The sequence below is a fragment of the Streptosporangium sp. G12 genome, assembly GCF_052983175.1.
Map to the genome: position 1 here is coordinate 22,967 of NZ_JBRIQO010000031.1, position 19,641 is coordinate 42,607.

Below are 19,641 nucleotides of genomic sequence, written 5' to 3' on the forward strand. Positions count from 1 at the left end.
GACCCGGGAAGGCCACGGGCGCGAACCCCCTGCGGAGGGTTCGCGCCCGTGTTCCGCTCAGGTCAGGACATCGTCCACTTCTGGTTCGCGCCGCCGGTGCATTCCCACAGCTGGAGGCGGGTGCCGTCGGCGCTGGTGTTACCCGTGACGTCCACGCACTTGTTCGCGGCGGGGTTCACCAGGTCCCTGGTGGTGGGGTTGTAGGTCCACCGCTGGTTGGGGCCGCCGAAGCACGACCACAGCTGGAGCCGGCTGCCGTTGGCCGTGCCGTTGTCGACGACGTCCAGGCACTTGCCGAGCACGCGGAGCGTGCCGTCGCCGGGGCGGGTCCACTGCTGGGCGGCGGTGCCGTTGCAGGAGTAGAGCTGGACGGCGGTGCCGTCGGCGCTGCTCGCGCCCGCGACGTCCATGCACTTGCCGGCCAGGCCGGTGATGGCGCCGCCACCGGGGTCGCCGGGGTTGCCGCTCGGCGTGCCGGACCAGGTGAAGGTGGCGGTGGTGCGGGCCGGAAGCGAGTAGACGAACGACTGGCCGCCCCAGTTGACCCGGACGGACTGGGCCGAGGTGCCGCGGTTGTGCGCGATCAGGGCCTTGGAGCCGTCGGAGTTGCGCCAGGCGACGTTCTGGATCGTGGCGTTGGCGGTGGAGTCGATCCGGAACGCCCCGGGCCTGACGAACTTCGTGAGGTGGCCGGTCGTGTAGTACTCGATGGTGTTGTCGACCTGGCCGGCGCGGGGGCCGCCCTCCTGGACGGTGACCAGGCCGGTGCAGACGTCACAGCCGCCGTTGTGCGGGCCCATGTTCTGGTTGAGGGCGAGGCTCCACTTGACGAGGCTGCCGCTCCAGTTGCGGGCGTAGTTGACGATGTCGGCGAGGTCCTCGTTGTGCTGGTTGCCGATCCAGGTGCCGCCCGAGTGCTCGGTGCTGAACTGGCGTACGGCCGGATACTGGTTGTGCACCTGGGTGCCGACCGCCGGGTCGCCGAAGTAGCCGTGCCAGGCGATGCCGCCGAACAGGGGGTCGTTGCGCACGCCCGTGTCGTTCAGCACGCCGGCGCCCATGGTGGCGTAGTCGCCGTAGTTCCAGTCGTGGACGAGGACCTTGGTGGTGATGCCGGCGGCGCGGAAGGCCGGGTAGACGTGGTTCTTGGTGAACTCGGCCAGTCCGGAGGAGTTCCAGCTCATGCCGGGATAGTTCATCGCGGTCGGGTTGCCCGCCTGGCAGCAGTTGGGCTCGTTCTGCACCGAGATGTAGTCGACCGGGATGCCGGCGTTCTGGTAGCTCTGGACGTACTTCACCAGGTACTGGGCGTAGGTGGGGTAGTGCTCGAACTTGAGCCAGCCCATCTGGTCCATCCGGCCGTTGTCCTTCATCCAGCCGGGGGCGCTCCACGGCACGCCCTTGACGCGCAGGGCCGGGTTGAGCGACTTGGCCTGCTGGGTGAGCAGGCGCACGTTGGTGTCGTACCCGTTGGCGCCGAAGTCGTTGAGGTCGCAGCAGGTGTCGTCGAGCGAGACGTTGCCGGGCCGCGAGAGGTCGGAGGCGCCGATCGGGTTGCGCACGAACGACAGGCCGATGCCGTCGGTGGGGTGGAAGAGCCTGCGCATCACGGCGTCGCGGGTGGCCGCGCTGATCGGGCCGCCGCGCAGCAGGTAGGCGGTGGTGTCGGTGATCGAGGCTCCACCGCCTTCGAACTGCTGGTAGGTGGTGCCCTCGTTCACGGTGATGGTGTGGTTGGCACTGCCTCCGGCGGGGCCGAAGGCGATGGGGGACTGTTGCTGAAGACCCCGCGTGACGGTCCGGCCGCCCGCGTCGGACGTGGTGGTGAGCCAGATGTTCACGGGCTCGTTGGCGGCCAGGGCGGGCGTGGCGGCGACGGGTCCCGTCGCCCACAGGGCGGCGGCGCAGGCCAGGGCGAGGGTGAGGGCCCGGCGAGGTGGTCGGAACACGGCAGGGGGTCCTTTCGGGGGGTGCGATTGGGCCCGCGACGCCCCGGTCCGTCCGCGTCAGGGTACACGCGTCGCCCCGGGGAACCGTCGCTGTAACCGATGTAACAGATAAGAAACTTTTCTGTTGCAGGACAGGACAACACACGTGGAAATCGGTTGTCAAGGTTCGGAAATACCAGGATTAGCGCATTCCATGCGATATTCGGGGCGCCCGTCGCTGATGAAACAAATGAAACAAAAGCCCTCAGCGGGAAACGGGACCGGTGGAACCGCGGACGATCACATCGGTCCCCAGGGAGACGTGCAGGGCCTCCAGCGTGTGCCGGCTGAGCAGCCGCATCAGCAGCGTGACCGCCATCCGGCCCATCTCCTGCAGGGGCTGGCGCACCGTGGTCAGCGTCGGCAGGGTCGCCCGGCCGAGGTCGAGGTCGTCGAAACCCGCGACCGACAGGTCGCCGGGGACGTTCAGGCCGCGCTCGGCCGCCGCCCACAGCGCGCCGACCGCCATCTTGTCGTTGAACGCGACCAGCGCCGTCGGCCGCTCGGGCAGGTCCAGCAGCTCGCAGGCCGCGCGGTAGCCGTTCTCCGCGTTGGGTTCCCGCACGCTGCGCAGCAGCTCGGCCGACGGCAGGACGCCGACGTCGGCCAGCGACGCGGTGTATCCCGCCAGCCTGGCCTCGCTGGGCAGCCACTCCACCGGACCGCCGACGATGCCGACCCGGCGGTGACCGAGCTCGACCACGTGCGCCATCAGCTTGCGCGCGCCCGCGAAGTGCGCGGCCGACACCGCCACGATGTCCTTGGGAGGCGGCGTCCTGGGGTCGATCACCACGAAGGGGAACCGCCGGTCGCGAAGCCGTACGAGCTCCTCGCCCGGCTCCGGGGGAAGGATCAGGATCGCGCCCGCGATGCCGGGGCGGTCGGGCAGGCCTGCGATCGCCGGGGCGTGCCGGGCGGACTCCCCGGTGCTCAGGATCATCTGACCGCCGTGCAGCTCGATGGTCTCGCCGACCGAGGAGACGATGAGCCCGAAGTAGTCGGTCAGCAGGTAGGGGCAGCGCACGTAGATCGTGCCGCCGGCCGTCGCCTCCTGCCCGGCGCGCGGCCGGGGCGCCTGGTCCCCGAGGCGGCCGATGGCCCGCAACACCAGCTCCCGGGTGCGCGGGGCGACATTGGCCTGCCCGTTCAGGACCCGCGAGACGGTGGCGATCGACAGGCCCGTCTCCGCCGCGACGTCGCGCACGGTCGCGCGCGTCCCGGGCCGAGCCATGTGCGCCCCCTGGTAGCCGTGTCCCTGCCGTCAGCATAACCAGCGCCGACGGGAGGCGACGGCGAGGAGTCTTCCCCGGATCGGCGCCGCAAAAAGGGGCGAAACCGATCGATTCCATCGATGCGGCAGCGTCGCCACCCGACTCTCGACAAGCCATCCGACTTGCTGGGATCCAGTTTGCCGTTAGCAGGTAAGGCCGGTGCAAGCATCGTCGAAGAGTCAGAACCGATCATGACATCTGGGGGAAAAATGCTTCGAAAACTGGCCCCGGTCCTGGCCGCGGTCGTGGTGGCGGGGTCACCGGCCATCGCGAACACGGCCTGGGCGGACAGGGCGCCGGCCGCTCCGGCGGCCCAGCCGGCCACCGCCGTGCAGGCGGCCGGTACGTGCAGCCCGGGATCGCCGTGCGCGGCGGTCAACTGCGGTCCGGGCCGCGTCTGCGTCCCCTCGCCCAAGCAGTGCTTCACCACGCCGTGCCCGCAGTACGACTGCGTGCCCGCGTCGGGTTACCCGGGTGGCTACCCCGGTGGTTACCCGGGCGGTTACCCCAGTGGCTATCCGGGCGGCTATCCGGGCGCGTACCCCCCGGGCTGGCGTCCTCCGTACCCGGGCTGGCGGCCGCCGTATCCGGGCTGGCGGCCTCCGTACCCGACCTGGCGGCCCCCTTACCCGAGCTGGCGTCCTCCGTACCCGGGCGGTTACCCGGGCTGGCGTCCTCCGTACCCGGGCGTGCGTCCTCCGTACCCGGGGCCACGGCCTCCGTACCCGGGTCCGCGGCCTCCGTACCCGGGACCCAGGCCGGCCTGGCCGATAGCGGGCCAGGTGGGAAGCACCTCCGCCGGCGGGATCTGAGCCTCGACGGCGGCAGGCACCTCGGGTCGGGCGTGTAGCGACCCGGCCATCACCCCGGGCGGCGGTTCGCCCGCGCCGCCGACCGTACGTCACATCCATCGACCCCGGTGTGCCCGGCACCGTTCATCGCCCCCGGGACGCCACGACGGCGGCCCGGGGGCGAGCCGCGACGGCTTGTGGGGACACCGGGTGAGCTGGTCTGATGTGCGAAGGATGAGGTGAGGCCAGTACGGAGGGGTTGCTTTCTGCCGTGGAGGCATCTGTCGAGCAGCTGGTGTACGTCCGCGAGGACGAGTACACGATCGCGCGGATGAGCGCCGAGGGCATGCCCGGCTTCGTCGCCTCCGGCCGGGCCCTGGGCGGGGTCCAGCCGGGGGAGACGCTCAGACTCGTCGGCGAGTGGGGCGAGCATCCTCGTCACGGCAGGCGCTTCGAGGTCGTCGCGTGCGAGCGGCTGGTACCGGCCACGGTCCGGGCCATCCGCATCTACCTGGGCTCCGGCCTGATCCGCGGCATCGGGCCGAGGCTCGCCCACGCCATCGTGAGCCACTTCGGCGAGGCGACGCTGACGGTCATCGACACCGAGCCCGGGCGGCTCACCGAGGTCGTCAACATCGGCCCCGCGCGGCAGGCCCAGATCGCCGACGCGTGGGAGGAGCAGAAGGCGATCGCCGAGCTCATGGTGGTCCTGCAGGGCTTCGGGATCAGCCCGCTGCTCGCGGCGAAGATCTACCAGGTCTTCGGGGCCGACTCCGGGGAGGTCCTCACCTCCGACCCGTACCGGCTCATCGGCAAGGTCAGGGGCATCGCGTTCGCCACGGCCGACAGGATCGCCCTGCGGTCGGGGGTCTCCGAGGACAGCCCGCAGCGGGTCAAGGCGGCGATCCTGGACAGGCTGGAGACGGCGGCCAGCCGCGACGGGCACTGCTACGTACGGCTGACCGCGCTGATCGCCCATTCCGCGGAACTCGTCGAGCAGGACCACGAACTCGTCGGTCAGATGGTCGACGCGCTCGTCGCCGACCGCCGCGTGGTCGTCGAGGCGTCGCCGGACGGCCGGGGAACGGCCGTGGTCTATCTGAAGGAGACGCACAGCCGGGAGCTCACGCTGACCGATCAGCTGACCAGGCTCTGGGAGGCCGCCTCGACGCTGCCCATGCGCCCGTTCCAGGAGGACCCCGGGCTGGACGAGGACCAGCGGGCGGCGGTGAACATGGCGCTGACCAGCACCGTGTCCATCCTCACCGGCGGTCCCGGCTGCGGGAAGAGCCACACCGTCAAGACCGTCGCGGCGACGGTGCGGGCGATGGGCGGCACGGTGACCCTCACGGCGCCGACCGGCAAGGCGGCCAAGCGCCTGTCGGAGCTCACCGGCCTGCCCGCGATGACCGTGCACCGGATGCTGGCCCACCGGCCCGACCCCGACAGCGGCACGCTGTTCGAGCAGACGCCCGCGCAGGCCGACCTGATCGTGGTCGACGAGGCGTCCATGCTGGACCTGAGCCTGGCCACCCGGCTCACCGCGGCCATCCCGCCCGGCAGCCACCTGCTGATCGTGGGCGACAGCGACCAGCTTCCCAGCATCGCCCCCGGCAGCGTGCTGGCCGACCTGCTGCGGGTCGAGGCGATCGCGCGGATGCGCCTGACCAAGGTCTTCCGCCAGGCGGAGGGCAGCGGCATCATCCAGGCCGCCCGCCGGGTCAGGGCGGGCGAGGTGCCCGCGATCCCCGGCGGGGGCGGGTTCTGGTTCGAGGAGGTCGACGATCCCGAGCGGGTCGCCGAGCGGGTGATGCACCTGGCGACGGTGGCGATCCCGCGCAAGCAGGGGGTGAGCCCGGACCAGGTCCAGGTCCTGTGCCCGATGCGCAGGGGCCTGACGGGGACGACCGAGCTCGGTCGCATGATCCAGGAGCGGCTCAACCCGGCGCGCGAGGGAGTCGCCGAGCACTGGTCGGGGGCCTCCGCCTTCCGGGTGGGCGACCGTGTCATGCCGATCCGCAACAACTACGACAAGGGCGTCTTCAACGGCGACACCGGTACGGTCACCGCCATCACCCCGGAGGAGCGGCTCGTCGAGATCCGCACCGACGACGGGCAGACCGTGAAGTACGGCTTCGGCGAGCTCGACGAGCTGACCCACACGTACGCCATCAGCGTCCACCGCTCCCAGGGCAGCGAGTATCCCTTCGTGGTCGCGCCGCTCGTCACCGAGTCCGGGGGCGTCATGTTGCGCCGCAAGCTGCTCTACACCCTGCTCACCCGGGCCCGGTCGTGGGTGGTCGTCGTCGGCGAGCGCAAGGCGCTGGAGATGGCCGTCGGCCGGCTGGACCACCGCCGCAACACCGGGCTCGCCCGCAGGCTCGCGCTGAGCCTCGGCGCGGGCCTCCACTACGAGGCCGCCCCCGCCGCCGACTGACCGTCGGACGATGACATCGGCCGACGCGGGCGCCGCCCGTACGGACGTTTCCCGGCTCCGCGATCTTCTTGACATTTTTTCTTCACATAACTTGAATTAAGTCAGACAAGAACCGTCCTCGGCTTGCCGAAGTTGTTGGTAACGCCGGTCTCCGTTATGCCCGTGGGCGGGGCGGGCTTCGCCTTTGTCGTTCGTCGCGAGACAGAGGAAACACACATGACCAGGGAAAACATGGTCAGCTCGACGCGGACGTGGGTGCGGTTACTCGCCGTGCTCGCTCTCGCGCTCGGCCTCACCACCCTTCCGGCCGGCGGAAGCGCGGGGGCTTCGGCCGCCCCGAGCTTCAAAGTGATCGCCTTCTACAACGGGGCGTACGACGCGGCCCACGTCAATTTCGTGCAGGAGGCCAACCGCTGGTTCCCGCAGATAGCCGCGCAGAACAACTTCACCTACACCGCGACCAACAACTGGAGCCAGCTGAACGCGAGCAACCTCCAGCAGTATCAGGTGGTCATCTTCCTGGACGACCTGCCGCAGAACGCCGCCCAGCGCTCGGCGTTCGAGCAGTACATGCGCAACGGCGGGGCGTGGATGGGCTTCCACGTGAGCGCGTTCAACACCGACGCCCAAAGCTGGTCGTGGTACCACAACGAGCTCCTCGGCACCGGCGCGTTCAGGTCCAACACCTGGGGACCCACCTCGGTGGTCATGCGCACGGAGGGCGGGGCGCACGCCTCCACGGCGCGGCTGCCCGCCACCTTCACCTCGTCGGTCAGCGAGTGGTACAGCTGGGCCAACGACCTGAGGAACAACCCGAACATCAGGATCCTCGGGTCCATCGACCCGTCGAGCTTCCCGGTCGGGACGGACCCCAACCAGACCTGGTACAGCGGCTACTACCCGCTCATGTGGACCAACCGGAACTACAAGATGCTGTACGCGAACTTCGGTCACAACGCCATGAACTACAGCAACAACACCCCGCTGTCGTCCACGTTCGCCAGCGAGGTGCAGAACCGGTTCGTCATCGACGGCCTGCTGTGGCTGGGCGGCGGGAGCACCCCGCCCCCGCCGGACACCATCTCGCCGACCGCGTGGTACAGCCTCGCCAACCGCGCCAACGGCAAGTGCGTGGACGCGCGCGCGGCCGCCTCGGCGAACGGCACCGTGATCCAGCAGTACACCTGCAACGGCACCCTCGCCCAGCGGTTCCAGGTCCAGCCGACCAGCGGCGGCTTCGCGCGGCTCAACAGCCGCCTCAACAGTGCCCAGGTCGTCGACGTGACCGACGTCTCCACGGCCGACGGCGCCCCGCTCCAGCTGTGGACGTACTCCGGAGGCAACAACCAGCAGTGGCAGGCGGTGTCCGAGGGCGACGGCCACTACCGCTTCGTCAGCCGCCTCAGCGCCAAGTGCCTGAGCGTGCCGGGCTCCTCGACGGCCGACAGCGTCCAGCTGGTGCAGAGCACCTGCAACGGAGGCGCCGCCCAGTCGTTCCGGATCTCCCAGCAGCCGTAGTCGCCACGAGGTTCCGCGCGCCCGCCCTTTCCGCCGACCGGGAAGGGCGGGCGTCCCGCGGGCACCCGGCGAGTACGCGGTGAGCCCGTGACCGGTGACCGGCGAGGTGGACGTATCCGGAGGAACCAGTCATCTGGAACACTGTGGGTTTCATGCGACCCCAAGCACCTGTGAGACCCGGGAACGGCGGCCGTCCGGCCGTGCCCGTCCACCCCGCCGCGAACGTGACCGCCGTGCGGAAGACCGGCGGAGGCGCGTCGTGAGGCGGGAGATCCGGCGCTTCGAGGCGCGGGTCGCGAGCGCGGACGCGCACCTGCTGGGCGAGGGGCCCGTGTGGGACGCAGCGAGGGAGCGCCTCCTGTGGGTGGACATCGACGCCGGCCACGTCTTCGAGGGACGGCTCGCCGGTGACTCCGTTCGCGTGGACCGCAGGCACGAGTTCGGCGAGACCGTCGGCGCCGTCGTGTGCGACCGGGACGGCAGGCTGCTCGTCGCCGGGCGGAAGGGACTGCTCACCGTGGCGGGCGGGGGCGGGCCGGGACGGCCGTCCGCCGCGGAGGACGGGGGACCGCCCGCCTCGGAGGGCGAACGGGGCGAGCGCGCGTACCTCGTCGACCTGATTTCCGAGGGGAAGGACAGCCGCCTCAACGACGGGGCGTGCGATCCCGGGGGACGCTTTCTCGTGGGGAGCCTCGCCCTCGACGACCGGCACGGCCAGGAGTGCCTGTACCGGTACGAGGCGGACGGAACCGTCACGACCCTCGACACCGACCTCGCGCTCTCCAACGGTCTCGCCTGGTCTCCGGACCTGTCGACGATGTACAGCGTCGACAGCGTCCCGGGAACGATCTGGGCGAGGGCCTACGACGCCGTCACCGGCGCGTACGGTGAGCGCCGCGTGCTGCTGGAGATCTCCGACGGTACGCCGGACGGGCTGTGCGCCGACGTCGACGGCAACCTGTGGCTCGCGCTCTGGGGTGCCGGCCAGGTGCGCGGCTACTCGCCCCGGGGCGAGCATCTCGCGACCGTGGAGGTCGCGGCTCCCAACGTGACGAGCGTCGCCTTCGTGGGCCCGCGGCTCGACACGCTGCTCATCACGTCCGCCCGCGTGGGGATGACGCCGGCGGACGCCGCGCGCCATCCGGACGCCGGGCGCGTCTTCCTCGCGGACGTCGGCACGCGGGGGCTCGCCACCCCCTACTGGTCCGGTCCCGCCCCCGCCCACCGGATTCCGGAGTAGGACGTTCCCGCCCCGGGCGCCCACCGGCGGGAGGCGCGTCCCGCCGGAGCGAGCCGGTTTCGCCGCGGCGGCGCTCCTCGCTCCGGTGTGCCGGCGCTTCGGCGCGCCGGTGTGAGCGGGTCCCCGGCGCGGGGAAAGGGTCCTCCAGGTCGTTCGAGCTCGCAGGAGCGGCGACGGAGTGGCGGATCGCGGCGCGACTGCCATGGAGGAGGGGCATAAGGGCGTGAATACGCGAAGGTATGGTGATTGTTCGTGACGACGTTTCGGATCAGCGAGGCCGCCGCGCTGCTCGGGGTGAGCTCCGACACGGTCCGCCGATGGGTGGACGCCGGGCGGCTCGCGGCCCGGCGGGACGAGCACGGGCATCGGATGGTGGAGGGCACCGATCTGGCGGCGTTCGCGCGTGCCCAGATCGAGTCCGAGAACGGTACGGGGCACTCGTCGGCCCGCAATCGCCTTCGCGGGATCGTGACCGAGGTGATCAGGGACGCGGTGATGGCCCAGGTGGAGATCGCCGCGGGACCGTACCGGGTGGTGTCGCTGATGAGCCGCCAGGCCGCCGACGAGCTGGGCCTGGAGGTGGGGGTGAGGGCGGTCGCCGTGATCAAGTCCACCAACGTGGTCGTGGAGATCGCCGACCACGCCCGCACGACGGGTTGACGGCGCCGTGAGCGGTCCGTCCGGTGACGTTACGGGTGGTCCGTCCGGCGGCGTGTCACGCGGTCCTTCCGGCGGCGTGCCGGGGGAGCCGGCCGGTGGTGTGCCGCGCGATGCGGCGGGCGGCCGGTCCGGTGGTTCCTTCGGTGGTCCGTCCGGTGGAGTGGCGGGCCGCCTGCCCTGGATGCTGGTGCTGCCCGCCGTGGCGGGCATGGTCTTCCTGACGCTGCCGCTGGCCGGGCTGCTGGTGCGCGCGCCCTGGTCCACCCTGGCGGAAAGGCTCGGCGAGCCGCAGGTGCTGGAGGCGCTGCGCCTGTCGCTGGTGACCGCGACCGTGGCCACGGTGGTGTGCCTGCTGCTCGGCGTACCGCTGGCGTGGTTGCTGGCCCGTGTCGCCTTTCCCGGCCGCCGCCTGGTGCGGGCGCTGGTCACCGTCCCCCTCGTGCTGCCCCCGGTGGTCGGCGGGGTCGCCCTGCTGCTCGTCCTGGGGCGGCGCGGCCTGGTCGGCCAGTGGCTCGACACGACCTTCGGTATCACCCTGCCGTTCACCACGGCCGGAGTCGTCGTCGCCGAGACGTTCGTCGCCATGCCGTTCCTGGTCATCAGCGTCGAGGGCGCGCTGCGCGCCGCCGACCTGCGCTTCGAGGAGGCCGCCGCGACGCTGGGCGCCTCTCGCTGGACCATCTTCCGCCGCGTCACGCTGCCGCTGATCACCCCCGGCATCGTCGCGGGCGCCGTGCTGTGCTGGGCCCGCGCGCTGGGCGAGTTCGGGGCCACCATCACCTTCGCCGGCAACTTCCCCGGCCGGACCCAGACGATGCCGCTGGCCGTGTACCTCGCCCTGGAGACCGAACCCGAGGCCGCGATCGTGCTCAGCCTCGTCCTGCTCGCCGTCTCGGTGATCATCCTGGCCTGCCTGCGCGACCGGTGGGTGAGCGGCCCGTGACCCTGAACGCCCACCTTGTCGTCACCCGGCCCCGCTTCCACCTGGACATCGAACTGGAGGTCGCCGCCGGCCAGGTCGTCGCTCTCCTCGGCCCCAACGGCGCGGGCAAGACCACCGCGCTGCGCGCGCTGGCCGGGCTCACCGCCCTGTCCGGAGGGGAGATCACCCTGGACGGCGAGGCGCTGCACACCCTGGCGCCCGAACGTCGCCCGATCGGCATGGTCTTCCAGGACTACCTGCTCTTCCCGCACCTGTCGGCCCTGGACAACGTCGCCTTCGGGCCCCGCTGCCGAGGTGCCTCCAGAACGGAGGCGCGGCGCGGTGCCGCCGCCTGGCTGGAGCGCGTCGGCCTGGCCGGGCACGCCGCGGCGAAACCCCGGCAGCTGTCGGGCGGTCAGGCCCAGCGCGTCGCCCTGGCCCGCGCCCTCGCCGTGGGGCCCCGCCTGCTGCTGCTGGACGAGCCGCTGGCCGCCCTCGACGCCCACACCCGCCTGGAGATCCGCTCAGGGCTCCGCCGCCACCTGGCCGACTTCGGCGGCGCGACCGTCCTGGTCACCCACGACCCGCTGGACGCCATGGTGCTCGCCGACCAGCTGGTCGTCATCGAGAACGGCGCCGTCGTGCAGCGCGGCACCCCCGCCGAGGTCGCCCGGCGCCCGCGCACCGACTACGTCGCCCGCCTGGTCGGCCTCAATCTCTACCGGGGGCTCGCCGCGGGACGACAGGTCACCGTCGGCGAGGTGAGCTTCAGCGTCGCCGAGCATCTGGACGGTCCCGCGTTCGTCGCCTTCGGTCCCGGAGCGGTCGCGCTCTACCGGACCCGCCCGGACGGCACCCCGCGCAACCTCTGGGAGGCCACGATCGAGGGCATCGAGCGGCACGGCGACAACGTCCGTATCCACCTGGAGGGGCCGATCACCGCCTCGGCCGACGTCACCCCCGCCGCCGTCGCGGACCTCGACCTGACCTCGGGACAGCGGATCTGGGCTGCCGTCAAGGCCACCGAGACCCACGCCTACCCGGCCTGAGCCCCCCGCGTTCACCCGGCGCGGGCTCTCGCGACCCACGCCCATCCGGCCTGAACCCCTGTGGCACCGCCCGCCCGTACGGCCCCCGCCATGTTCCCGCCCGTACGAGCGCCGAGATGCCGCAGGTCACCCGCGTGGCGGCCCAGGCCGCCCGGACCCGCGGGGGCACAATGGCGTGAGGGGGGATGATCTATGCGCGTCGCTGTACTCGGGATGGGCATGATGGGGCAGGCACTGGCCCGGCGGCTGCTGGTGCGCGGCTTCCCGGTCACGGTGTGGAACCGCACACAGGGGCGGGCGGAGGAGCTGGTCGGCCTCGGCGCCGTCGAGGCGGCCTCGCCCGCCGAGGCCGTGCGGGAGGCCGAAGGGGTGCTGATGTCGCTCGCCGACGACCAGGCGGTTCGCGATGTGATGTCCCAGCTGACCGGAATCGGCGCCGACGGGCCCGTCGTGGCCGACACGAGCACCGTCGCCCCGGACACGGCCCGCGCGCTGCGGGACATGGCGCCCGGGGGCCGGTTCGTGGCCGCGCCCGTCATCGGCTGGCCGCCGGCCGTCGCCGAGGGACGGGCCTCGGTCCTGATGGGCGGCGAGCGTGACGTCGCCGACGTGCTGAAGCCGGTGTGGTCGGAGGTGTTCGCCTCCTACTCCTACTGCGGCCGGGATCCCGGCGCGGCGCTCGCCTTCAAGCTGCTGAACAACTACCTGCTGATGACCGGGATCGCCGCGCTCTCCGAGGCGGCCGCCACGGGCCTGGCGGCGGATCTCGACGAGACGCTGCTGCACGACTTCCTCCTCACCTGGCCCACCGTCGCGCCGGCCCTGCACAACCGGGTCGACGACATCCTGAGCGGTGACCACCAGGGGTGGTTCACGACCAGGCTCGCCGCCAAGGACGTGCGGCTCGCCATCGACATGGCGGAGTCGGGCGGCCTCGACCTGCCGATCGCCCGGCTGGTCGAGCGGCGCTACGAGGAGGCGGCCGGGCGCGGCTGGGGTGACGCGGACATCGGCGCCGTCGTCGAGCTGCTGCGCGGGAAACCGCGCTAGCGTCGCCCGTCACCGCGCCTGTCACCGCGCCCGTCAGCGGGTTCTCGCCACCTCGGCGGCCACGGCGCGGAAAGCGGTCAGCGCCTCGCGCCGGTCGTTGGCCGACGCGGAGAGGGACGACTTGACGATCACCACCCCCCGCTCGGGGGAGACGTAGACGTACTGCCCGCCGAATCCGGCGGCCATGAAGTCACCCCGGTCGCCGTCACCGAGCCACCAGTGCAGCCCGTAGCCGGGGTTGAAGGAGGCGGAGGGCGTGGTCGACGTCCTGACCCAGGAACGCGGCACGACCTGGCGCCCTCCCGCCTTCCCCTCACGGAGGTAGAGCAGGCCGAACCGGGCGAAGTCGCGGTCGGTGGCGTGGTAGCAGCAGTAACCGAGGCTGTCGCCGCCGGAGTCCTTGTCGACGCGCGCCGTGGACGCCATGCCGGCGGGCTTCCAGATCTTCTCCTCCACGTACCGGTGGTACGGCATGCCCGTGGCACGGGTGACGAGCTTGGCGAGCACGAAGGAGTTCATGCTCGTGTACTCGAACCTGCTGCCGGGCTCCCAGCCGCGCACCTGCCGTGCCGCCAGCTCCCCGACCGGCCGGCCCCGGTTCGCGGCCATCTGCACCTTCGGCACGTCGGAGCGCTCGTCCCAGGCGATTCCCGACGACATTCGCAACAGGTTCCGGATGGACACCCCGTCGTAGCCCGAGCCGCGCAGTTCGGGCAGGTAGCGGGTCACCGGGTCGTCGATCGAGCGGATGCGGCCCTCGTGCAGGGCTATGCCGATCGCGGTCGACGTGAAGGACTTCGCCATCGACCAGGACTGGAACCGGGTACCGCGATCGGCCTTGACGTAGCGCTCGGCCACGATGTGCCGGCCGTCCAGGACGACGAGGCCGTTGGTCTTCGTTCGCGCGAGGAAGTCGTCGAACGTGCGCTCGTCTCCCTCGTAGGCGTAGGTCACCGAGAGCCGCCTCGGGGCGCTCCGCAGCTCGACCGGGCGCGCCGACGGCCGTACGAGGTCGAAGGAGCCCGCCTCGGCGACGTCCGGCGCGGCCCGCGTGAGGGGGATCGGCGCCGCCAGGGGCAGGGCGCGGGCCGGGACCGCCCAGCCGGCCAGCGTGAGCGCGGCGATCGTCGCGACGACGGGTCCTCGCAGGCGATGGGTGATGCCGGTCGTTCTCATGTTCCCCCGTGGGTTCGGGCGGCGGGCGGGCCGCTCGCGTACGGCAGGATCGCGGGGTCGTCGTCGGCGGCGAGAATCCGGTACCCGGTCATCGGAGGGCTCCCGTGCGTGTCGGTGGTCAGGACGGGTGGTCAGGGTCTCCGCGGTCATGACCCGTTCGGCAGGCCGGTACGCCCGTACACGACGAGGGCCCAGGTGATGCAGCCGAAGGCGGCCACGCACGCCAGCGTGCGGATGAGGTTCCAGCGGACCCACGCCGCCTCGAACCGCTCGCGCACCGCCGCGAGGTCGGCGACGCGGTCGGGGTCCCCGGCGGCGTCGAGCGCGTTGTTGAGCGGCACGTTGATCCCCATCGTGACGGCGAGCATCACCACGTACAGGACGAGCGCGGCCACGATCCAGGGCAGCACGGGCCGCCCGTCCGCCCGGAGGTGGAGTACCGCGGACAGGACGGTCAGCACCAGCGCGCCGCCGAAGCAGAGGGCGAACCAGCCGTTGAGGATCGCCACGTTGATCCGCTGCATCGCGCTGACGAAGGTCCGGTCGTCCGCCCGGGCCAGACCGGGCATGACGGAGCAGGCGTAGGCGTAGAAGAGACCTGCCACGAGTCCCGTGGTGATGGCCGCCGCGACCAGCGCGACGCCTCGGAACATCAACATCACATTCTCCTCGGCCGTTGGGGGAGTCCTGCCGTCAGCCCCAGAGCGCGCGCGGTGAGCCGCTCCACCACGCGGCGGCCGGTCTCGCCCGTGCCACCGAGGACCGGCGCCGTGTTCTTCTCATGGGTGTTTTCTGTCACAGGACCAGTGAACTGGCCAGAGGTGAGACGGGCCATGGTCGAGAAGCGCAATTCCATATTTCAGCGTCTACGGTGAAGTCATGGACGCACTCACCGACTTCCTGGACGGTCCGAGGGCCAGGGGAGCGTTCCTGCTCCGCTCGATCCTGAACCCGCCCTGGTCCCTGCGGATCCAGGACCGGGCGCCGCTCGCCCTGACGGCCATGGTGCGGGGTGAGGCGTGGGTGGTCCTCGACGACGCCGCCCCGGTGCGCCTGGGTCCGGGGGACGTCGCGATCATCCTCGGTCCCGATCCCTACACGGTCGCCGACGATCCGGCCACACCGCCCGACGTGGTGATCCATCCGGGCCAGCACTGCACCACCCTCGACGGGCGAGGCCTCGCCCAGGAGATGCACCTGGGCGTCCGCACCTGGGGCAACGACCCCCACGGGTCGACGGTGCTCCTCACCGGCACCTACCAGATGCGCGGGGAGATCAGCCGCCGTCTGCTGGAGGCGCTGCCGCCGCTGCTGGTCCTCCCGGAGGACGCCTGGGACTGCCCCGTCATCCCGCTGCTCGGCGACGAGATCGTCAAGGACGAGCCGGGCCAGGAGGCCGTGCTCGACCGGCTGCTCGACCTGCTGCTCATCGCCGTCCTGCGGGCCTGGTTCTCCCGCCCGGAGGCCGGCGCCCCCGCCTGGTACCGCGCCCACAGCGACCCCGTGGTGGGCAAGGCCCTGCGTATGCTGCACGGCGACCCGGCGCACCCCTGGACGGTGGCCACGCTGGCCGCGGGGTCCGGCGTCTCCCGTGCCGCCCTGGCCCGCCGCTTCACCGAGCTGGTGGGCGAGCCGCCCATGACGTTCCTCACCGGCTGGCGGCTGGCCATGGCCGCCGACCTGCTGCGCGAGACCGACGCCACCGTCGGCGCGGTGGCCACGCAGGTCGGCTACGGCAGCGCGTTCGCGCTCAGCGCCGCCTTCAAACGCGAACGCGGCGTCAGCCCCCAGGAGCACCGCGCCGGGGTCCGGCGTTCCCAGGGTCCCCGGAGCGACCACGCCGCCGGCACGCCCGCGCGGTAGGTCCCGGCGGGCCGGTGCGAGCCCCGGCCCGCCGGTCGACGCGCCCGGAGACCCGCCGAGCCGGCGGCGCTCCCCGGAGCCCTCTGAAGCCCTCAGCGGCCCGCCGGGGTCCACCGGAGGCCGCGGGACCGCCGGAGCCGCCGAGTCGCGCTCACGGTACGTCTGCGCCGTGACGGTCAGAACAGCCAGTCGAGCAGGCCGCCCCGGCCGCCGCCCGAGCCGCCGTTGCCCGAGCCGCCGTTCGTCCCGGTGTCCTGCGGCGGCGGTGCCGTCGTCGGCTGCTGGCTCGGGGTGGCGTCCTCCGTGGGGGTCTGGCTCGTCGGCGAGGGCGCGGGCTCGGAGGTGATCCGCGAGCTCGGGGCCGGGTCCTGCCGCGAGGTCTCCTCCTGCTCGGCGTCCTCTGAGGACGCCGTCGGACGGGTCTCCCTCGGTGAGGTACTGCGGGTCGGCGACGGCCGGCCGGAGGGCTCCTGGGTCCGGGGAGCCCTGGTGGGAGCGGTGGTCGGGGGCTCGTCGGCCGTGGACGGCTCGTCGGACGGCCCCGCCGTCTCCTCCTCGGGCAGGGGCGTCGGCGTCTCCGAAGGCGCCTGCGGCAGGTCGGCCACCGAGCACCGTACGCCGGGCGAGCACGTGGTGCCGGTCTTCTCGTCCAGGGATGCGGAGAGCAGCCAGCCGCCCGCGACCCCGGCGATCACGACGCCGCCCACGACCGCCAGCAGGATCCTGCTCCTGCTCCTGCCCCTGCGGCGGCGCTCCTCGTGGGGATCGGGGTCCTCACGCCAGCCCGACCCCAGGAAACCGCGCGACGGCGTCGCCTCGTCCTCCTCGCGGTAGAGGGGGCCGTCGGACGTGATGTCGGTGTCCCCTATGTCACGACGCTCGTCGAGGTAGACCATCTCCCGGGACCCGTCGGCCCGGACGATCTCCCGGGACCCGTCGACGTGGACGATCACCTGTGACCCGTCGCCCGGCGTGAGCTCCGGAAAGTCGATCTCGTTCCAGCCGTCCGACAACACGTCGCCGGCGGGACGTTCGGGTTCGTACTGCGCCGGTCCGAGGGGACCGGTCTGCTCGCGAGGATCTTCCTCGTACGGTCCTTGGATATCGTCGCGCCCCACGATGACCCTCTCTGATGTGAACCTTGGTCGGGCATCTTGATAGCAGATTCGACAGCAACTTGTCCGAAAAGTTCACGTACAGCTGGGAATAATGTGACTTATGGGGTCAAGCGGCGGATCGGGAATGGACCGCGCCATTCTTCGCTGAGCGGCGGGTATCCGGGGCGGGGAGCCGAGAAGGGGAGCCCGCTCCCGTACCGACGGCGGACGCGGACGGACAGGCATGTCAAGGGAGTCCGCCCGCGCCGTGGCGGAGTACGGTCCCCTCGTGAGGGGAGGAGAGTGCGAGGGCACGCCCGATCAGCGGAAAGACGTGCCTGACCCCGGTAGCCGGGGTAGGAAGGGCGCCTAACGTTCTTCTCCGTTCGAGGACATCTCCGTTCGAGGGCGGGGGTCTCCACGCTCAAGGAGAGCCGATGACACCGAATTCGACGGCGGATGCGCTGCCCGGCCCCTCCCCCTTCCCGCCCATCGCCGACTACGGCTTCCTGTCCGACTGCGAGGTCACCGCCCTGGTCGCCCCGAGCGGGAACGTCGAGTGGCTCTGCCTGCCGCGAATGGACTCTCCCAGCGTCTTCGCCGCCATCCTCGACCGGGGCGCGGGGGGCTTCCGGCTCGGTCCCGCCGACCTGAGGGTGCCCGCCGCGCGCCGCTACCTGCCCGGCACCATGATCCTGGAGACGAGCTGGGGCACCCCCACCGGCTGGATCATCGTGCGCGACCTGCTGCTCATGGGGCCCTGGCACCACCACGACGAGCTCTCCCACACGCACAGGAGGGCGCCGACCGACTACGACGCCTCCCACGTGCTGCTCCGCACGGTGCGTTGCGTCAGCGGAGAGGTGCAGATCACGCTCGACTGCGAGCCGATCTTCGACTACGGCCGGAGGCCCGCGCGCTGGTCGTACGCCGACAGGGGCTATCACCAGGGCGTCGCGACGGCCGAGGGGGAGCCCCTGGAACTGCGGCTCACCACCGACATGCGGATGGGGTTCGAGGCCGGGCGCGCGACGGCGCGCACCCTCCTCAAGGAGGGCGACACGCGCTTCTGCGCGCTGTCGTGGACCCCGCACAAGCCGCCGTACACCTTCCAGGAGGCCTACGAGCGGCTCGTGTGGACCGCCCACCACTGGCAGCACTGGCTCGCCAGGGGCGTCTTCCCCGACCACCCCTGGCGGAGGTACCTGGAGCGCAGCGCCCTCACCCTCAAGGGCCTGACCTTCGCCCCCACGGGTGCCCTCATCGCGGCCTCGACCACCTCACTGCCCGAGACACCGGGCGGCGACCGCAACTGGGACTACCGCTACGCCTGGATCAGGGACTCGACCTTCGCCCTCTGGGGCCTGTACACGCTGGGCTTCGACTGGGAGGCCGACGACTTCTTCTGGTTCATCGCCGACGTGGCGGAACGGGACGAGGAACTCCAGGTCATGTACGGCATCGACGGCGAGTGCGAGCTGGACGAGCACATCCTCGACCACCTCCACGGGTACGAGGGCGCCAGGCCCGTCAGGGTCGGCAACGCCGCGTACCGGCACCGCCAGAACGACGTCTGGGGATCCGTCCTAGACTCCTTCTACATCCACACCCGGTCGCGGGACCGCCTGGACGAGCGGATCTGGCCCATCCTGAAGCGGCAGGTCGAGTCCGCCATCAGGCACTGGCGGGAGCCTGACCGTGGCATATGGGAGGTACGCGGAGAGCCCCAGCACTTCACCTCCTCGAAGGTCATGTGCTGGGTGGCGACCGACAGGGGCGCCAGGCTCGCCCGGCTCAGGGAGGAGCCGGAACTGGCCGCGCGCTGGCAGGCGGTCGCCGACGACATCCACGCCGACGTGTGCGCCCACGGTGTCAGCGAGCACGGGGTCTTCAGGCAGCACTACGGCACCGACGCCCTCGACGCGTCGCTCCTGCTCATCCCGCTGGTGCGTTTCCTGCCGCCCGACGACCCCAGGGTCCGCGCCACCGTGCTGGCCGTCGCCGACGAGCTGACCGCCGACGACCTGGTCCTGCGCTACGAGACGAAGAGCACGGACGACGGCCTGACCGGGGAGGAGGGCACCTTCGCGATCTGCTCGTTCTGGCTCGTCTCGGCACTGACGGAGATCGGGGAGCACACCCGCGCCCGCAGGCTCTGCGAGAGGGTCCTCTCCTTCGCCAGCGCCCTCGGTCTCTACGCCGAGGAGATCGATCCGGTGACCGGACGCCACCTCGGCAACTTCCCCCAGGCCTTCACCCACCTGGCGCTCATCAACGCGGTCATCCACATCATCCGCGCCGAGAGCGGGCAGGTCCCCTCGACGGGCTGGCCGTCGTGATCTCGTACTCTCCCCCGGGCCCCGCGTGGTCCCCGGGTGCGCCGGCGTGCGAGACCACCCGGATGCCTGGTTAGGCTTTCAAGCATGAACCGTCGGGTGATTGCCATAGTGGTGCTCGTCGGCCTGCTCGCGACGAGCGGTCTGTCCGTGGTGCTGGCCTGGGGGCTGAGCGGCTGAGCGCCACCGCGTGACGTCGCCGGGGACTCGGCGGCCGGTTCCGGGAGGTCCCGGGAGGGCGAC

Annotated in this window: 14 protein-coding genes; 9 read left to right on the forward strand and 5 right to left on the reverse strand. The window is 71.7% G+C overall.

The features are described 5' to 3' along the window. Nucleotides 1-62 precede the first annotated feature (62 nt). A complete protein-coding gene (locus ACVCAG_RS37485; protein ID WP_447191280.1) occupies nucleotides 63-1,949 on the reverse strand; it encodes a ricin-type beta-trefoil lectin domain protein in 1,887 nt (628 codons plus the stop codon). 244 nt (nucleotides 1,950-2,193) lie between these two features. After that, nucleotides 2,194-3,219, reverse strand: a complete 1,026-nt coding sequence (locus ACVCAG_RS37490; RefSeq protein ID WP_440087747.1) for a substrate-binding domain-containing protein — start codon at nucleotides 3,217-3,219, stop codon at nucleotides 2,194-2,196. Nucleotides 3,220-4,321: 1,102 nt separating this feature from the next. On the opposite strand from ACVCAG_RS37490, the gene recD2 reads away from it, so the two are divergent. From recD2 to ACVCAG_RS37525, 7 genes are all read left to right on the forward strand, one after another. Then, nucleotides 4,322-6,487 (forward strand): SF1B family DNA helicase RecD2, encoded by a 2,166-nt coding sequence (gene recD2 / locus ACVCAG_RS37495; protein WP_447191281.1) that lies wholly within the window; start codon nucleotides 4,322-4,324, stop codon nucleotides 6,485-6,487. Nucleotides 6,488-6,703: 216 nt separating this feature from the next. Further along, nucleotides 6,704-8,005, forward strand: a complete 1,302-nt coding sequence (locus tag ACVCAG_RS37500; RefSeq protein WP_440087749.1) for a ThuA domain-containing protein — start codon at nucleotides 6,704-6,706, stop codon at nucleotides 8,003-8,005. A gap of 259 nt (nucleotides 8,006-8,264) precedes the next feature. After that, nucleotides 8,265-9,245: an SMP-30/gluconolactonase/LRE family protein gene (locus ACVCAG_RS37505; protein ID WP_440087750.1), complete on the forward strand. Its 981-nt coding sequence runs from the start codon at nucleotides 8,265-8,267 to the stop codon at nucleotides 9,243-9,245. A gap of 252 nt (nucleotides 9,246-9,497) precedes the next feature. After that, on the forward strand, nucleotides 9,498-9,905 hold the full coding sequence (locus tag ACVCAG_RS37510; protein ID WP_362844357.1) for a TOBE domain-containing protein: 408 nt from the start codon (nucleotides 9,498-9,500) through the stop codon (nucleotides 9,903-9,905). Between the two features lie 181 nt (nucleotides 9,906-10,086). After that, nucleotides 10,087-10,848, forward strand: coding sequence for a molybdate ABC transporter permease subunit (modB, locus tag ACVCAG_RS37515; RefSeq protein WP_440087805.1), 762 nt, complete (start codon nucleotides 10,087-10,089; stop codon nucleotides 10,846-10,848). Then, nucleotides 10,845-11,876: an ATP-binding cassette domain-containing protein gene (locus ACVCAG_RS37520; RefSeq protein WP_440087751.1), complete on the forward strand. Its 1,032-nt coding sequence runs from the start codon at nucleotides 10,845-10,847 to the stop codon at nucleotides 11,874-11,876. The genes modB and ACVCAG_RS37520 overlap by 4 nt, the downstream gene beginning before the upstream one ends. A 192-nt stretch (nucleotides 11,877-12,068) precedes the next feature. Beyond that, a complete protein-coding gene (locus ACVCAG_RS37525; RefSeq protein ID WP_447191282.1) occupies nucleotides 12,069-12,926 on the forward strand; it encodes an NAD(P)-dependent oxidoreductase in 858 nt (285 codons plus the stop codon). A gap of 33 nt (nucleotides 12,927-12,959) precedes the next feature. Here ACVCAG_RS37525 and ACVCAG_RS37530 read toward each other — a convergent pair whose 3' ends face one another. Next, on the reverse strand, nucleotides 12,960-14,102 hold the full coding sequence (locus tag ACVCAG_RS37530; RefSeq protein ID WP_447191283.1) for a serine hydrolase domain-containing protein: 1,143 nt from the start codon (nucleotides 14,100-14,102) through the stop codon (nucleotides 12,960-12,962). A gap of 146 nt (nucleotides 14,103-14,248) precedes the next feature. Then, nucleotides 14,249-14,761: an anthrone oxygenase family protein gene (locus ACVCAG_RS37535; protein ID WP_440087754.1), complete on the reverse strand. Its 513-nt coding sequence runs from the start codon at nucleotides 14,759-14,761 to the stop codon at nucleotides 14,249-14,251. A gap of 220 nt (nucleotides 14,762-14,981) precedes the next feature. Between ACVCAG_RS37535 and ACVCAG_RS37540 the strand changes: the two genes are divergently transcribed. Continuing rightward, nucleotides 14,982-15,965, forward strand: a complete 984-nt coding sequence (locus ACVCAG_RS37540) for an AraC family transcriptional regulator (RefSeq protein ID WP_447191284.1) — start codon at nucleotides 14,982-14,984, stop codon at nucleotides 15,963-15,965. Nucleotides 15,966-16,141: 176 nt separating this feature from the next. Here the strand turns inward: ACVCAG_RS37540 and ACVCAG_RS37545 are convergent, their stop codons facing one another. Then, nucleotides 16,142-17,083, reverse strand: coding sequence for a hypothetical protein (locus tag ACVCAG_RS37545; protein WP_440087756.1), 942 nt, complete (start codon nucleotides 17,081-17,083; stop codon nucleotides 16,142-16,144). A gap of 416 nt (nucleotides 17,084-17,499) precedes the next feature. On the opposite strand from ACVCAG_RS37545, the gene ACVCAG_RS37550 reads away from it, so the two are divergent. Then, entirely contained in the window at nucleotides 17,500-19,401 is a 1,902-nt protein-coding gene (locus tag ACVCAG_RS37550) for a glycoside hydrolase family 15 protein (RefSeq protein ID WP_440087757.1), read from the forward strand. Nucleotides 19,402-19,641: the final 240 nt, after the last annotated feature.

Bases quoted from the DNA above. Each gene is read 5' to 3' on its own strand.
- ACVCAG_RS37490 (WP_440087747.1), bottom strand. From the start codon at position 3,219: ATGGCTCGGCCCGGGACGCGCGCGACCGTGCGCGACGTCGCGGCGGAG.
- ACVCAG_RS37500 (WP_440087749.1), top strand. From the start codon at position 6,704: ATGACCAGGGAAAACATGGTCAGCTCGACGCGGACGTGGGTGCGGTTA.
- modB (WP_440087805.1), top strand. From the start codon at position 10,087: ATGCTGGTGCTGCCCGCCGTGGCGGGCATGGTCTTCCTGACGCTGCCG.
- ACVCAG_RS37525 (WP_447191282.1), top strand. From the start codon at position 12,069: ATGCGCGTCGCTGTACTCGGGATGGGCATGATGGGGCAGGCACTGGCC.
- ACVCAG_RS37530 (WP_447191283.1), bottom strand. From the start codon at position 14,102: ATGAGAACGACCGGCATCACCCATCGCCTGCGAGGACCCGTCGTCGCG.
- ACVCAG_RS37535 (WP_440087754.1), bottom strand. From the start codon at position 14,761: ATGTTGATGTTCCGAGGCGTCGCGCTGGTCGCGGCGGCCATCACCACG.
- ACVCAG_RS37540 (WP_447191284.1), top strand. From the start codon at position 14,982: ATGGACGCACTCACCGACTTCCTGGACGGTCCGAGGGCCAGGGGAGCG.
- ACVCAG_RS37550 (WP_440087757.1), top strand. From the start codon at position 17,500: ATGACACCGAATTCGACGGCGGATGCGCTGCCCGGCCCCTCCCCCTTC.